We start from the raw sequence: 13,391 nt of genomic DNA, 5'->3' as shown, positions 1-13,391 counted from the left end.
GCCTTAACAGCTTTCCCGCAGACACAGGCTGGACGCGATGGGTTTATGGTCGCGCCAGTCTCCGTCATTAAGACGTTCCAGTAACGCTTTCCCGGCTTCAATCCCAATCTTGCGATGCGGTACTGCCATCGTCGTCAGCGGCGGCTGACAGACGCGACTGACGTCGCTGTCGCCAAAACCTACGACCGCTAAATCGTCCGGCACCTTGATGCGCCGACGCTGGCATTCATACAGCGCGCCGCAGGCCAGTTCATCTGACACGCACACCAGCGCATCCAGCTCCGGCCACGCCAGCAGGAACTCTGGCAATTGTGCCGCGCCGGTGGAGAAGTTCGGCGGCATGGCGGCATTAATCACTCTGTTCGGCGCCAGGTGGTGGCGCAGCATCGCCTTGTACCAGCCCTGCAAATGCTGCTGAAAAATCCACTGTTCCTGGTTAGCGCACAGCAGGCCGATATTCTGGTAGCCGCGCTGAATCACCATCTCGGTAAGTTCATACATGGCGGCGACGTTATCAATCCCGATATTCATATCAATCGGATCGGCACGCATTGCACCCATTTCCATCACCGGGATAGAGGCATTTTTTAGCCAGTGTCGCACGGTATCAGAGTGCTCGACGCTGAGCAGTATCGCCGCGGCGATGTTCGAGGCCAACAGCGTTTCAAGCAGTTTCTCTTCCTGTTCAAGACGATGCTGAGATTCCGCCAGCATGATCTGATATCCGGCTGGCTGGAGCACCTGCTGTAGCCCGGCGAACATCTCGGAACAGCCAGCTTCGGAAAGATTGGGTACAACCATCGCAATCGTCCATGACGATGCCGATGCCAGTGCGCTGGCGGCAAGATTGGGCATGTATCCCAGCTCCTGCACCGCGGCTTCAATTTTTTCACGCAGTTTATCGGAAACCTGTTCGGGCGTGCGGAGGGCACGGGAAACAGTCATCGTGCCGACGCCGGCAAGCTGCGCGACATCCGCGAGCGTTACTTTTCCGGTACTGCGCCGTTTTCGGGTTAAAGACATACATCTTCCTGCTGACAGGACGCGATTCAGTTTCATCCTTCATTTTACGTGACAGGCAGTATACGCCTTAAATCCCTTTTTTTGCTGTGATTTCGCACCATGATAGTAATTTGATAGCGCTATCACAGTTCTGCATGTTAGTTGTTGGTAGCGCTATCTTTGTGATCGCGATCGCAGTCATTAATTGATGGGTTGAATAGAGTTTGCCCATGTCTTGTCTTTAGCGGGAGTGAAAAATGCTCAAAAAGTGGATATATGATACAACCATCATCCTACAGGATAGCGTTGAAAGCTGGCCCCAGGCGCTGGAACTGTGCGCGAAACCGCTGCTGGATTTGCAGGTCATTGTGCCGGAATATGTCACGGCTATCATCGAGAAGCATCACACGTTAGGTCCCTACTATGTGCTGGCTCCAGGGCTGGCAATGCCCCATGCGCGACCGGAAGAAGGGGCGAAAGGACTTGGCCTGTCATTATTAAAACTGAAACAGGGTGTCTCTTTTGGTGCCGGTGAGTTTGACCCCGTCGATGTGATTGTGATGCTGGCGGCGCCGGACAAGCATAGCCATATCGAAATGATCTCAGCCTTAGCGGAATTATTTTCCAGCGACGAAGATATGGCTGAATTACATCGGGCGAATACGCTGGAGGAGATAAAAACCATCATCGATCGCTTCTGATTTAATTATTTAATCCGATTCATCTCAACATTACGCATCAGCGTGATGGGGCGTACTCTACTCAAAAAAGGGGATAACAATGAAAATCATGGCTATTTGCGGCTCCGGCCTGGGCAGCAGTTTTATGGTCGAAATGAATATTAAAAAGGTGCTCAAAAAACTGGAAATTGAGGCCGAGGTTGAACACTCCGATCTCTCCTCGGCTACGCCGGGCGCGGCGGACCTGTTTGTAATGGCGAAAGACATTGCCGCAAGCGCCAGCGTGCCGGAAAGCCAGCTGGTGGTGATCAACAATATCATCGATATTAACGAACTCGAAGCGCAGCTGCGCGCCTGGTTCGAAAGACAATAATCCTGATAAGGCGAGGTGGATATGTTTATCCTTGAAACGCTGAACTTCGTTGTTGATATTTTAAAAGTCCCTTCAGTGCTGGTCGGTTTAATTGCCCTGATTGGTCTTGTGGCGCAGAAAAAAGCCTTTTCGGATGTGGTAAAAGGCACAATTAAAACCATTCTCGGCTTTATTGTACTGGGCGGCGGCGCAACCGTGCTGGTGGGCTCATTAAATCCGCTCGGCGGTATGTTTGAGCACGCCTTTAATATTCAGGGCATTATTCCCAACAATGAAGCTATTGTGTCGATTGCCCTGGAAAAATATGGCGCTTCCACCGCGCTCATTATGGCCTTCGGGATGGTGGCGAATATTATTGTTGCGCGCTTTACCCGCCTGAAATACATCTTCCTCACCGGGCATCACACCTTCTACATGGCATGCATGATTGGCGTGATCCTGACGGTTGCAGGCTTCGAGGGGGTCGGGCTGGTCTTTACCGGCTCGTTGATCCTCGGCCTGATTATGGCCTTCTTCCCGGCGATTGCGCAGCGTTATATGAAGCGTATTACCGGCAACGATGAGATCGCCTTCGGTCATTTCGGCACGCTGGGCTACGTGCTGTCCGGCTGGATTGGCAGCAAGGTCGGTAAAGGTTCGCGCTCCACCGAAGAGATGAACCTGCCGAAGAACCTTAGCTTCCTGCGTGACAGTTCAATCTCCATCTCCCTGACCATGATGATTATCTACCTGATCATGGCGGTGAGCGCCGGACGTGAGTACGTGGAGGCCACCTTCAGCGGCGGCCAGAACTACCTGGTGTACGCCATCATTATGGCCATCACCTTCGCGGCAGGCGTGTTCATCATCTTGCAGGGCGTGCGCCTGATTCTGGCGGAAATCGTCCCGGCCTTTACTGGCTTCTCGGAAAAACTGGTGCCCAATGCGCGGCCTGCGCTGGACTGCCCGGTAGTCTACCCGTATGCGCCAAACGCGGTGCTGATTGGCTTCCTGTTTAGTTTCCTCGGCGGGATTGTGGGCTTGTTCATCTGCGGTCAGTTTAGCTGGGTGCTGATCCTGCCGGGCGTCGTGCCGCATTTCTTCACCGGTGCAACGGCGGGCGTGTTTGGTAACGCCACTGGTGGACGCCGCGGGGCAATGATTGGCGCCTTTGCTAATGGCCTGCTGATCACCTTCCTCCCGGTCCTGCTGCTGCCTGTTCTGGGCGCAATTGGCTTTGCGAATACGACCTTCTCGGACGCTGATTTTGGTGCGGTCGGGATTGTGCTGGGCAACCTGGCGCGCTTCCTGTCGCCGCTTGCCATCACCGGACTGGTTGTTGTGTTGTTCGCGCTGCTGGTGGCCTACAACGTCTTCGCTAAAAACAAACCTGCCAGCGGTAACGCGCAGGAAAACCCCGGAGCCAAATCATGAATGAGAATGAAATAACCGAACTGGCGCGTCAGATCCGCCTTGAGACGCTGAAATCCCTTACGCAGCTGGGTTTTGGGCACTACGGCGGCAGCATGTCAGTCGTTGAAACGCTGGCGGTGCTGTACGGCGCGGTGATGAAAATTGACCCGGCCGATCCGGACTGGCCAGAGCGCGATTACTTTGTGCTGTCGAAAGGCCATGCGGGCCCGGCGCTGTACAGCACGCTGGCGATTAAGGGCTACTTCCCGATTGAAGAGCTGAGCACGCTGAACCAGAACGGGACGCGTCTGCCAAGTCACCCGGATCGCCTGAAAACACGCGGCGTGGATGCCACCACCGGATCACTGGGGCAGGGGATCTCCATCGCTGGCGGCATGGCGCTGTCGCACAAGCTGGCAGGAAGGCCAAACCGGGTGTTCTGCATCGTCGGTGACGGGGAGCTGAACGAAGGACAGTGCTGGGAAGCCTTCCAGTTTATTGCTCACCATCGACTGAACAACCTGACGGTATTCGTGGACTGGAACAAACAGCAGCTCGACGGCGAGCTGGACGAAATCATCAGCGCCTTCGACCTGGAAGGCAAATTCCGCGCCTTTGGTTTTGACGTGGTAACGGTGAAAGGGGATGACATTCCGGCGCTGCTGGAGGTGACCGCGCCGATCGCTGCGGCCGATGCGCGTCCGCGGGTGGTGATCCTCGACAGCATCAAAGGGCAGGGGGTGCCATACCTGGAACAGCTCAGCAACTCGCATCACCTGCGATTAACTGAGGAGAGCAAAGCGGCGCTCAACGAGACGATTCGCCAACTGGAGGCTTCACATGATTAAGGTTGCACCGACAGGACAGAAAGATGCCGTTGAGATGCGTAAGGTCTACGCGGGTTTTGTGGCAAAACAGATTGAGGCCGGGAGCGAGATTATTGCGCTCGAAGCGGATCTGATGAGTTCGATGGCGATGGACGGCGTAGCGCGTGATTATCCACAGCACGTCATCAACTGCGGCATTATGGAGGCTAACGTGATTGGGACGGCCGCCGGGCTGTCGCTCACCGGACGTAAGCCGTTCGTCCATACCTTTACCGCCTTTGCCAGCCGTCGCTGCTTCGACCAGCTGTTTATGTCCCTGGACTACCAGCGCAATAACGTGAAGGTGATTGCCTCGGATGCGGGCGTGACGGCCTGCCACAACGGCGGGACGCATATGTCGTTCGAGGACATGGGCATCGTGCGCGGTCTGGCGCATTCAGTGGTGCTGGAGGTGACCGATGCGGTGATGTTCGAAGATGTGCTGCGTCAGCTTATCGACCTGGAAGGCTTCTACTGGGTGAGGACCATCCGTAAACAGGCCCCGAGCGTGTATGCCCCGGGGTCAACCTTCACCATCGGCAAGGGCAACGTGCTGCGCGAGGGAACCGATATTACCTTGATTGCTAACGGCATTATGGTGGCGGAAGCGCTGGAGGCGGCGCGCCAGCTGGAGCAGGAGGGGGTAAGCGCAGCGGTCATCGACATGTTTACCCTGAAGCCTATCGATCGGATGCTGGTGAAAAACTATGCCGAGAAAACCGGGCGTATTGTGACCTGCGAAAACCACAGCATTCACAACGGGCTGGGGTCGGCGGTGGCGGAAGTGCTGGTGGAAACCTGTCCGGTGCCCCTGCGTCGGGTGGGGGTGAAGGAACGATATGGTCAGGTGGGCACGCAGGACTTCTTGCAAAAGGAGTATGGCCTGACGGCACATGACATTGTGTCGGCGGCGCGGGAGCTGTTGTAATAAAAAAAGGCGACCGTGTGGTCGCCTTTTTGTTGCCCGGTGGCGCTGGCGCTTACCGGGCCTACGGTCCTGTAGGCCGGATAAGCGAAGCGCCATCCGGCAAAACATTACTGCTGCTGCGAAGACTGGATCGCCGTCAGCGCGATGGTGTAGACGATATCGTCTACCAGCGCACCACGGGACAGGTCGTTCACAGGTTTGCGCATGCCTTGCAGCATTGGCCCGATGGAGATCAGGTCTGCTGAACGCTGTACCGCTTTATAGGTGGTGTTACCGGTGTTCAGATCCGGGAAGATGAACACGGTAGCGCGACCTGCAACCGGCGAGTTCGGCGCTTTGGATTTCGCCACGTCAGCCATTACCGCGGCATCGTACTGGAGCGGGCCGTCGATCATCAGATCCGGACGTTTTTCCTGCGCAATGCGGGTCGCTTCACGGACTTTCTCTACGTCACTACCTGCACCAGAGGTACCGGTGGAGTAGGAGAGCATCGCGACGCGCGGTTCGATACCGAAGGCAATCGCGGAGTCCGCAGACTGGATAGCGATTTCTGCCAGCTGCTCTGCGGTTGGATCCGGGTTGATCGCGCAGTCGCCGTAAACATAAACCTGTTCAGGCAGCAGCATGAAGAACACGGAGGAGACCAGAGAGCTGCCCGGTGCGGTTTTGATCAACTGCAACGGTGGACGGATGGTGTTCGCGGTGGTGTGAACCGCACCGGAAACCAGACCGTCAACTTCGTCCTGCTCCAGCATCAGCGTACCCAGCACGACGTTGTCTTCCAGCTGCTCGCGCGCAACGGCTTCGGTCATGCCCTTGTTCTTACGCAGTTCAACCAGGCGAGCAACGTAGCTTTCGCGAACCACTTCCGGGTCAACGATCTCAATGCCAGCGCCCAGCTCAACGCCCTGAGACGCCGCAACGCGGTTGATCTCATCCGGGTTACCCAGCAGCACACAGGTCGCGATACCGCGTTCTGCACAGATGGCTGCCGCTTTAACGGTACGTGGTTCGTCGCCTTCTGGCAGAACCACGCGTTTGCCCGCTTTACGCGCCAGCTCGGTCAGCTGGTAACGGAAGGCTGGAGGAGACAGACGACGGCTGCGCTCGGAGGTCGCCGTCAGGGATTCGATCCAGTCCGCATTGATGTAGCCCGCAACGTATTCCTGAACTTTCTCGATACGCTCGTGGTCATCAACCGGCACTTCGAGGTTGAAGCTTTGCAGGCTCAGGGAGGTCTGCCAGGTGTTGGTGTTCACCATGAAGACTGGCAGGCCAGTGGCGAACGCACGTTCGCACAGCTTGCTGATACGCGCGTCCATTTCATAGCCGCCGGTCAGCAGAATTGCACCGATTTCCACGCCGTTCATTGCAGCCAGGCACGCTGCAACCAGCACGTCTGGACGGTCAGCGGAGGTCACCAGCAGTGAACCTGCGCGGAAGTGTTCCAGCATGTGTGGAATGCTACGTGCGCAGAAGGTTACGGACTTCACGCGGCGGGTGTTGATATCGCCTTCGTTGATCACGGTGGCGTTCAGGTGACGCGCCATATCGATTGCACGGGTGGCAATCAGATCGAAGCTCCATGGCACCGCACCCAGAACAGGCAGCGGGCTGGAATCCTGCAACTTAGCCGGGTCAACTTTGATGACTTTCGCTTTGGAGGAGTCGTCAAAAATTTCGGACAGGTCAGGACGCGTACGGCCCTGCTCATCTACTGGCGCGTTCAGCTTGTTAACAATCACGCCGGTGATGCTGGTGTTTTTCGCACCGCCGAAGCTGCTGCGCGTCAGTTCGATACGCTCTTTCAGCTGCTCTGGGGTATCCGTGCCCTGAGACATCACAAAAACGATCTCTGCGTTCAGGGTTTTCGCGATTTCAAAGTTCAGAGACTGGGCAAACTGGTGTTTACGGGTCGGGACCAGGCCTTCAACCAGCACCACTTCCGCGTCCTGTGCGTTTGCGTGGTAGTTGGCAATGATCTCTTCCATCAGCACGTCTTTCTGGTTGCTGGAGAGCAGAGATTCAACGTGGCTCATCTTCAGCGGTTCAGCCGCTGGCAGATTGGAGTTCTTGCGAACGATGGTGGTGGTCTGGTCTGGCGCATCGCCACCGGCACGTGGCTGGGCGATAGGCTTAAAGACGCTCAGACGAACGCCTTTGCGTTCCATAGCGCGGATCACGCCGAGGCTGACGCTGGTCAGGCCGACGCTGGTTCCGGTAGGGATCAGCATAATAGTACGGGACACGGTTTATCCTCTTTCGTTACCGCCGCGTTGGGCGGGTTACAAAACAGCACCGCCAGCATTGCTGGCGGTGTGGAATCAGGCAGTCAGGCGGTGTGCGTCTTGCGCGATGACCAGCTCTTCGTTAGTTGGAATAACGATAGCAGGGCGGGTGCCTTCTTTGTTGATGAAGCCAGACTTGCCGAAGCGGGCAGCCAGGTTACGCTCATGATCAACTTCGAAGCCCAGAACGCCCAGTTTGCCCAGGGACAGTTCACGTACCATTGCCGCGTTCTCACCGATACCACCGGTGAAGATAACAGCATCCAGACGGCCTTCCATCAGCGCGGTGTAAGAACCGATGTACTTCGCCAGGCGGTGGCAATAAACGTCCATTGCACGTTTAGCGTCAGCTTTTTCTGCGTAGTTGTCTTCAACGTAACGGCAGTCGCTGGTGACCTCGGTCAGGCCCAGCAGGCCAGACTCTTTGGTCAGCATTTTGTTGATGTCGTCAACGCTCATGCCCAGGGTGTCGTGCAGGTGGAAGATGATCGCCGGGTCGATATCACCGGAACGGGTACCCATCACCAGACCTTCCAGCGGGGTCAGACCCATAGAGGTGTCAACACACTTACCGTTGCGGATAGCGGAAACAGAACCACCGTTGCCCAGGTGGCAGGTGATAATGTTGACTTCTTCAACCGGCTTGTTCAGCACTTTTGCGGCTTCCTGAGTCACATAGAAGTGGCTGGTACCGTGAGCGCCGTAACGACGGACGCCGTGCTCTTTGTACAGGCTGTATGGCAGGGCATAGAGGTAAGACTCTTCCGGCATGGTCTGATGGAACGCAGTATCAAACACGGCCACGTTTTTGTCTTTCAGACTCGGGAAGGATTTCAGTGCTTCAGCGATACCGATTAGGTGAGCCGGGTTATGCAGCGGTGCGAAAGACGCAGAGTCTTTGATGCCCTGAATCACGGAGTCGTCGATTACCACGGAACTGGTGTATTTTTCGCCGCCGTGGACGATACGGTGACCAATTGCGGTCAGCTGAGCAGACAGTTCTGGTTTTTGTGCCAGAATAGTGTTAACGATAAAGTTCAGCGCTTCACTGTGAGCGGCGCCTGCACCTAAAGCCGCTTCTTGTTTGCTGCCGTCCATCTTCCACTTGATACGTGCTTCAGGCAGATGGAAACATTCGGCCAAACCAGAGAGGTACTCGTCACCGTTGAGCGCATCGATGATGGCGAATTTCAGTGAGGAGCTACCGCAGTTCAGAACCAGTACTAACTTACTCGACATGGAAGTACCTATTATTGATACGTGGCTAAAAAAACGTCAGTGAGTCTAAAAGCGTAACGCATGCTGACCCAGACATTTATGATTAACATCATGCCAAACGAACATTCTGGCAGGATGAAAGAAATACCTATGATTTTAAGCCATTTTGAACATTTTTCAGACAATGGCATAATATGCGATAATTTGACGAGTTAACGCTTATCGTCTACGGCCCTATCAGGCTGGCACAGGATACCCGATACGGGGTAGCGATGACAAAATATTTTGAACGTTGTCATAGCCTGTTGTGGTTTTGCACGAAAATTTTAATTTTTATATGTGAAGTTGAGGTACAGCCATGTCGACACCCGAAATCCCGTCCGTGAACTTTTTTAGTCTGTTTCGTCGGGGACAGCATTACGCAAAGACATGGCCGATGGAAAAGCGCCTCGCGCCCATGTTTATTGAAAATCGCACTATTCGCGCCACGCGCTATGCGATTCGCTTTATGCCCCCGATTGCCGTTTTTACCCTGTGCTGGCAGATAGCGTTAGGTGGACAGCTTGGCCCTGCCGTCGCGACGGCGCTCTTTGCGTTAAGCCTGCCGATGCAGGGGCTATGGTGGTTAGGTAAACGTTCCGTCACGCCACTTCCGCCTTCTATTTTACACTGGTTTTATGAAGTGCGTGGAAAACTGGAAGAGGCTGGCCAGGCGCTGGCACCGGTTGAAGGTAAGCCGGACTATCAGGCGCTGGCGGATACCCTCAAGCGTGCGTTTAAACAGCTTGATAAAACATTCCTCGATGACTTGTGATTGATCATCGAAACGACGACCAAAAGAAGGCACAGTAACAATCAGTTACCGTGTCTTTTTTTTACAGTGCAATGCGCTACAGGAGTCGAAAGATGGAAATGACCCATGCTCAACGTCTGATTTTGTCTAACCAGTACAAGATGATGACTATGCTTGATCCCGATAACGCTGCGCGCTACAGCCGCCTGCAAACCATTGTTGAACGTGGTTTTGGCTTGCAGATGCGCGAACTGGATCGCGAATTTGGCGAACTGAAAGAGGAAACCTGCCGTATCGTTATCGACATCATGGAGATGTACCATGCGCTGCATGTGTCCTGGACCAATCTGAAGGACCAGCAGACCATTGACGAGCGCCGCGTGACGTTCCTGGGCTTTGATGCTGCGACGGAAGCGCGCTATCTGAGCTATGTACGCTTTATGGTGAATACCGAAGGGCGCTACACCCATTTTGATGCGGGTACGCACGGCTTCAACGCCCAGACCCCGATGTGGGATAAGTATCAACGTATGCTGAGCGCGTGGCACGCCTGTCCGCGCCAGTACCATTTAAGCAGCAACGAAATTCAACAAATCATTAATGCCTGACGGAGGTGCGTGTGCAGTGTAAAGGTTTTCTGTTTGATCTGGACGGTACGCTGGTGGATTCGCTGCCGGTGGTGGAGCGCTCGTGGTGCCACTGGGCCGACCGGCACGGCATTGACCATCAGGACGTACTAAATTTCATCCATGGCAAACAGGCCATTACCTCATTGCGGCACTTCCTTGCGGGACGTTCTGAGGAAGAGATTCAGGCGGAGTTCCGCTATCTTGAGCAGATTGAAGCTACCGATACCGAGGGTATCACCGCGCTGCCCGGTGCGCGCGAACTGCTTGAGCACCTGAATGAAGCGCAGATCCCGTGGGCTATCGTCACCTCCGGCTCGGTTCCCGTCGCGCATGCACGCCATAAGGCGGCAGGTTTGCCGACGCCGGACGTCTTCATTACCGCTGAGCGCGTGAAGCGCGGCAAGCCTGAACCGGATGCGTTCCTGCTCGGCGCTGAACTGCTCGGCCTTGCGCCAGCAGAGTGCGTGGTGGTGGAAGACGCGGCGGCAGGCGTGCTGGCCGGGCTGAACGCCGGCAGCCACGTCATTGCCGTTAACGTCCCGGCGGGTTCCCCCCGGCTGGAGGAGGCGGATTTCGTGCTTAACACCCTGACCGCCATCGACGTCTCGAAGGCGTCAGACGGAGTTGTAACCGTCTCGCTAAAAATGTAATCCCATGATATAGCCCCGCATTACCGGGGCTTTTTTATGGCAGAATTGCTTCTCCTCCACTGACAAGGACATGTTGTGAACGGTGAACTGATTTGGGTCCTGAGCCTGCTGTTAATCGCCATCATTCTTTTTGCCACGGGCAAGGTGCGCATGGATGCCGTCGCCCTGTTTGTGATTGTCGCGTTCGTTCTGAGCGGTACCCTTTCCCTGCCGGAAGCCTTTTCCGGGTTTAGCGATCCCAACGTTATTTTGATTGCCGCTCTGTTTATTATTGGCGACGGGCTGGTACGCACCGGCGTGGCGACGATGATGGGGTCGTGGCTGGTGAAAGTGGCGGGCAGCAGCGAAACCAAAATGCTGATTTACCTGATGCTGACGGTCGCCGGGCTGGGCGCGTTTATGAGCTCTACGGGCGTCGTGGCCATCTTTATTCCGGTCGTGCTGAGCGTCTGCATGAGGATGCAGATCTCCCCTTCGCGGCTGATGATGCCGTTGAGCTTCGCCGGGCTCATCAGCGGCATGATGACGCTGGTCGCGACGCCGCCGAACCTCGTCGTGAACAGCGAACTGATCCGTGAGGGGCTTGAGGGGTTTAGCTTTTTCAGCGTTACGCCGATCGGGCTGGTGGTACTGGTGATGGGCATTATCTATATGCTATTGACCCGTTTTGCGCTGAAAGGGGAGAAGCAGGATAAAGCCAAAGAGGGCTGGAAGCGGCGCTCTTTCCGCGATCTGATTAAAGAGTATCGTCTGACCGGGCGTGCCCGACGTCTGGCTATCCGCCCGGGGTCGCCTATGGTGGGGCAGAGGCTGGATGACCTTAAGCTACGCGAACGCTATGGCGCGAACGTCATCGGGGTTGAGCGCTGGCGTCGTTTTCGTCGGGTGATCGTTAACGTGAACGGGGTGTCAGAGTTTCGCGCGCGTGACGTCCTGCTGATTGATATGTCCACCGCAGACGTGGATCTGCGGGAGTTTTGTAGTGAGCAGCTGCTGGAGCCGATGGTCCTGCGCGGCGAGTATTTCTCTGACCAGGCGCTGGATGTGGGAATGGCCGAGGTGTCGCTGATCCCGGAATCGGAGTTATTGGGCAAAACCGTGCGTGAAATCGGCTTTCGTACCCGCTATGGCCTCAACGTGGTAGGCCTGAAGCGCGATGGCGTAGCCCTTGAAGGGGCGGTGGTGGATGAGCCGATCCTGCTGGGGGATATCTTCCTCGTGGTCGGCAACTGGAAACTGATTAGCCAGCTCGGGCAGAAAGGCCGCGATTTTGTGGTGCTAAATATGCCGATTGAAGAGAGCGATGCATCACCGGCGCACAGCCAGGCGCCCCATGCAATTTTTTGCCTGGTATTGATGGTTGCCCTGATGCTGACGGACGAGATCCCTAACCCGGTGGCGGCAATAATCGCCTGTCTGTTAATGGGCAAATTCCGCTGTATCGACGCCGAAAGCGCTTACAAAGCGATTCACTGGCCGAGCATCATTCTCATCGTCGGGATGATGCCCTTCGCCCTGGCGCTACAGAAAACCGGCGGGGTGGATTTGATCGTAAAAGGCTTAATGGACGCGGGCGGGGGATATGGTCCGTACCTGATGATGGTTTGCCTGTTCGTCATGTGCGCCACCATTGGTTTGTTCATCTCCAATACCGCAACGGCGGTGCTGATGGCGCCCATTGCGCTGGCGATGGCAAAATCGATGGGCATTTCGCCGTATCCGTTTGCGATGATGGTTGCGATGGCGGCGTCCGCGGCATTTATGACGCCGGTCTCTTCCCCGGTCAATACGCTGGTGCTGGGGCCCGGGAATTATAGGTTCAGTGATTTCGTGAAGCTGGGTGTGCCGTTCACCGTGCTGGTAATGCTGGTATGCGTGGTGTTAATTCCGGTGTTATTCCCGTTTTAGCGTGAGTGCAGAAACGTAGGCCGGGTAAGGCGGAGCCGCCACCCGGCAAAAAACTACAGCGGCGAATCCTGGCTAATCTCATCCAGTGACAAATGGAAGCTCGGCACAAACACGCGCATAAAGTAGTCCATCTCTTCGCTGCGACGAGATTCCAGCGTTTTTTCCAGACGCGTTTTTGCCAGTAAAAATTCGTTATTCCCGGCGGACAGCTCTTCCAGACACTTCAGGTAGGCGCACAGCGCATCGGCCTGCTTAACCAGGGATTTCTCCTCTTCCGTATACTGATGCTCGTCGATGAGCGGCCCGAAGATATCGCGCAGCTCTTCAGGCACCATGTCGATCAGCTTCTGCTGGGCAATCTTCTCAATAGCTTTATATTCCTGGGCAATCTGCGAGTTGAAATATTTCACCGGCGTAGGCAGATCGCCGGTCAGCACTTCCGATGCATCGTGGTACATCGCCAGCAGGGCGATACGTTCGGCATTCACCTGCCCGTTGAATTTGCGGTTTTTAATCGCGGCCAGCGCGTGCGCGACCATGGCAACCTGTAAACTGTGCTCAGACACATTTTCAGTGCGCACGTTGCGCATCAGCGGCCAGCGGTTGATGAGTTTCAGGCGGGAGAGGTGGGCAAAGAAATGACTCTGACTCATAGGTTACCTTA

General features: G+C 55.5%; 13 protein-coding genes. 9 read left to right on the top strand and 4 right to left on the bottom strand.

Annotated elements, in window-relative coordinates; genetic code table 11:
• Nucleotides 1-3: 3 nt before the first annotated feature.
• Nucleotides 4-1,023 (bottom strand): LacI family DNA-binding transcriptional regulator, encoded by a 1,020-nt coding sequence (locus ACOTX4_RS08005; RefSeq protein ID WP_003861441.1) that lies wholly within the window; start codon nt 1,021-1,023, stop codon nt 4-6.
• A gap of 236 nt (nt 1,024-1,259) precedes the next feature.
• Between ACOTX4_RS08005 and ACOTX4_RS08000 the strand changes: the two genes are divergently transcribed.
• The 5 genes from ACOTX4_RS08000 to ACOTX4_RS07980 all read left to right on the top strand — a co-directional run bounded on the left by ACOTX4_RS08000 (nt 1,260) and on the right by ACOTX4_RS07980 (nt 5,241).
• On the top strand, nt 1,260-1,703 hold the full coding sequence (locus ACOTX4_RS08000) for a PTS sugar transporter subunit IIA (protein WP_045331061.1): 444 nt from the start codon (nt 1,260-1,262) through the stop codon (nt 1,701-1,703).
• 79 nt (nt 1,704-1,782) lie between these two features.
• Complete coding sequence (locus ACOTX4_RS07995; protein WP_003861447.1) at nt 1,783-2,055, top strand: PTS sugar transporter subunit IIB; 273 nt, start codon at nt 1,783-1,785, stop codon at nt 2,053-2,055.
• 21 nt (nt 2,056-2,076) lie between these two features.
• A complete protein-coding gene (locus ACOTX4_RS07990) occupies nt 2,077-3,468 on the top strand; it encodes a PTS ascorbate transporter subunit IIC (protein WP_017383437.1) in 1,392 nt (463 codons plus the stop codon).
• Entirely contained in the window at nt 3,465-4,295 is an 831-nt protein-coding gene (locus tag ACOTX4_RS07985; protein ID WP_045331066.1) for a transketolase, read from the top strand. The genes ACOTX4_RS07990 and ACOTX4_RS07985 overlap by 4 nt, the downstream gene beginning before the upstream one ends.
• Complete coding sequence (locus tag ACOTX4_RS07980; RefSeq protein ID WP_003861452.1) at nt 4,288-5,241, top strand: transketolase family protein; 954 nt, start codon at nt 4,288-4,290, stop codon at nt 5,239-5,241. The genes ACOTX4_RS07985 and ACOTX4_RS07980 overlap by 8 nt, the downstream gene beginning before the upstream one ends.
• A 107-nt stretch (nt 5,242-5,348) precedes the next feature.
• Here ACOTX4_RS07980 and pta read toward each other — a convergent pair whose 3' ends face one another.
• Both pta and ackA read right to left on the bottom strand, forming a co-directional pair.
• Nucleotides 5,349-7,490 carry a phosphate acetyltransferase gene (gene pta / locus ACOTX4_RS07975; protein WP_022651538.1) on the bottom strand — a complete coding sequence of 714 codons (2,142 nt, stop codon included), beginning with the start codon at nt 7,488-7,490 and terminating at the stop codon, nt 5,349-5,351.
• Between the two features lie 75 nt (nt 7,491-7,565).
• Entirely contained in the window at nt 7,566-8,768 is a 1,203-nt protein-coding gene (ackA, locus tag ACOTX4_RS07970) for an acetate kinase (protein WP_015572267.1), read from the bottom strand.
• 337 nt (nt 8,769-9,105) lie between these two features.
• On the opposite strand from ackA, the gene yfbV reads away from it, so the two are divergent.
• The 4 genes from yfbV (at nt 9,106) to ACOTX4_RS07950 (ending at nt 12,727) form a co-directional block, all read left to right on the top strand.
• On the top strand, nt 9,106-9,561 hold the full coding sequence (gene yfbV / locus ACOTX4_RS07965) for a terminus macrodomain insulation protein YfbV (protein WP_003861459.1): 456 nt from the start codon (nt 9,106-9,108) through the stop codon (nt 9,559-9,561).
• A 92-nt stretch (nt 9,562-9,653) separates the two neighbouring features.
• Nucleotides 9,654-10,148 (top strand): YfbU family protein, encoded by a 495-nt coding sequence (locus ACOTX4_RS07960; RefSeq protein WP_003861461.1) that lies wholly within the window; start codon nt 9,654-9,656, stop codon nt 10,146-10,148.
• Nucleotides 10,149-10,159: 11 nt separating this feature from the next.
• The gene (locus tag ACOTX4_RS07955) at nt 10,160-10,819 is read left to right on the top strand and encodes a sugar phosphatase (RefSeq protein ID WP_003861463.1); all 660 of its coding nucleotides are present in this window, start codon (nt 10,160-10,162) and stop codon (nt 10,817-10,819) included.
• Between the two features lie 75 nt (nt 10,820-10,894).
• Nucleotides 10,895-12,727 (top strand): SLC13 family permease, encoded by a 1,833-nt coding sequence (locus ACOTX4_RS07950; protein ID WP_045331069.1) that lies wholly within the window; start codon nt 10,895-10,897, stop codon nt 12,725-12,727.
• Nucleotides 12,728-12,780: 53 nt separating this feature from the next.
• Here ACOTX4_RS07950 and yfbR read toward each other — a convergent pair whose 3' ends face one another.
• Entirely contained in the window at nt 12,781-13,380 is a 600-nt protein-coding gene (gene yfbR / locus ACOTX4_RS07945) for a 5'-deoxynucleotidase (RefSeq protein WP_003861468.1), read from the bottom strand.
• Nucleotides 13,381-13,391: the final 11 nt, after the last annotated feature.

This window comes from Enterobacter cloacae complex sp. IR5459, assembly GCF_049238005.1.
In the GTDB taxonomy this organism is placed as follows: Bacteria; Pseudomonadota; Gammaproteobacteria; order Enterobacterales; family Enterobacteriaceae; genus Enterobacter; species Enterobacter hormaechei_C.
Note: the sequence above shows the minus strand (reverse complement) of the source record. Positions and strands in the feature narration are given on the sequence as shown.

What these genes read in the sequence shown, in the direction of transcription:
- ACOTX4_RS08005 (WP_003861441.1), bottom strand. Translation starts at nt 1,023, where the DNA reads ATGTCTTTAACCCGAAAACGGCGCAGTACCGGAAAAGTAACGCTCGCG.
- ACOTX4_RS08000 (WP_045331061.1), top strand. Translation starts at nt 1,260, where the DNA reads ATGCTCAAAAAGTGGATATATGATACAACCATCATCCTACAGGATAGC.
- ACOTX4_RS07995 (WP_003861447.1), top strand. Translation starts at nt 1,783, where the DNA reads ATGAAAATCATGGCTATTTGCGGCTCCGGCCTGGGCAGCAGTTTTATG.
- ACOTX4_RS07990 (WP_017383437.1), top strand. Translation starts at nt 2,077, where the DNA reads ATGTTTATCCTTGAAACGCTGAACTTCGTTGTTGATATTTTAAAAGTC.
- ACOTX4_RS07985 (WP_045331066.1), top strand. Translation starts at nt 3,465, where the DNA reads ATGAATGAGAATGAAATAACCGAACTGGCGCGTCAGATCCGCCTTGAG.
- ACOTX4_RS07980 (WP_003861452.1), top strand. Translation starts at nt 4,288, where the DNA reads ATGATTAAGGTTGCACCGACAGGACAGAAAGATGCCGTTGAGATGCGT.
- ackA (WP_015572267.1), bottom strand. Translation starts at nt 8,768, where the DNA reads ATGTCGAGTAAGTTAGTACTGGTTCTGAACTGCGGTAGCTCCTCACTG.
- yfbV (WP_003861459.1), top strand. Translation starts at nt 9,106, where the DNA reads ATGTCGACACCCGAAATCCCGTCCGTGAACTTTTTTAGTCTGTTTCGT.
- ACOTX4_RS07960 (WP_003861461.1), top strand. Translation starts at nt 9,654, where the DNA reads ATGGAAATGACCCATGCTCAACGTCTGATTTTGTCTAACCAGTACAAG.
- yfbR (WP_003861468.1), bottom strand. Translation starts at nt 13,380, where the DNA reads ATGAGTCAGAGTCATTTCTTTGCCCACCTCTCCCGCCTGAAACTCATC.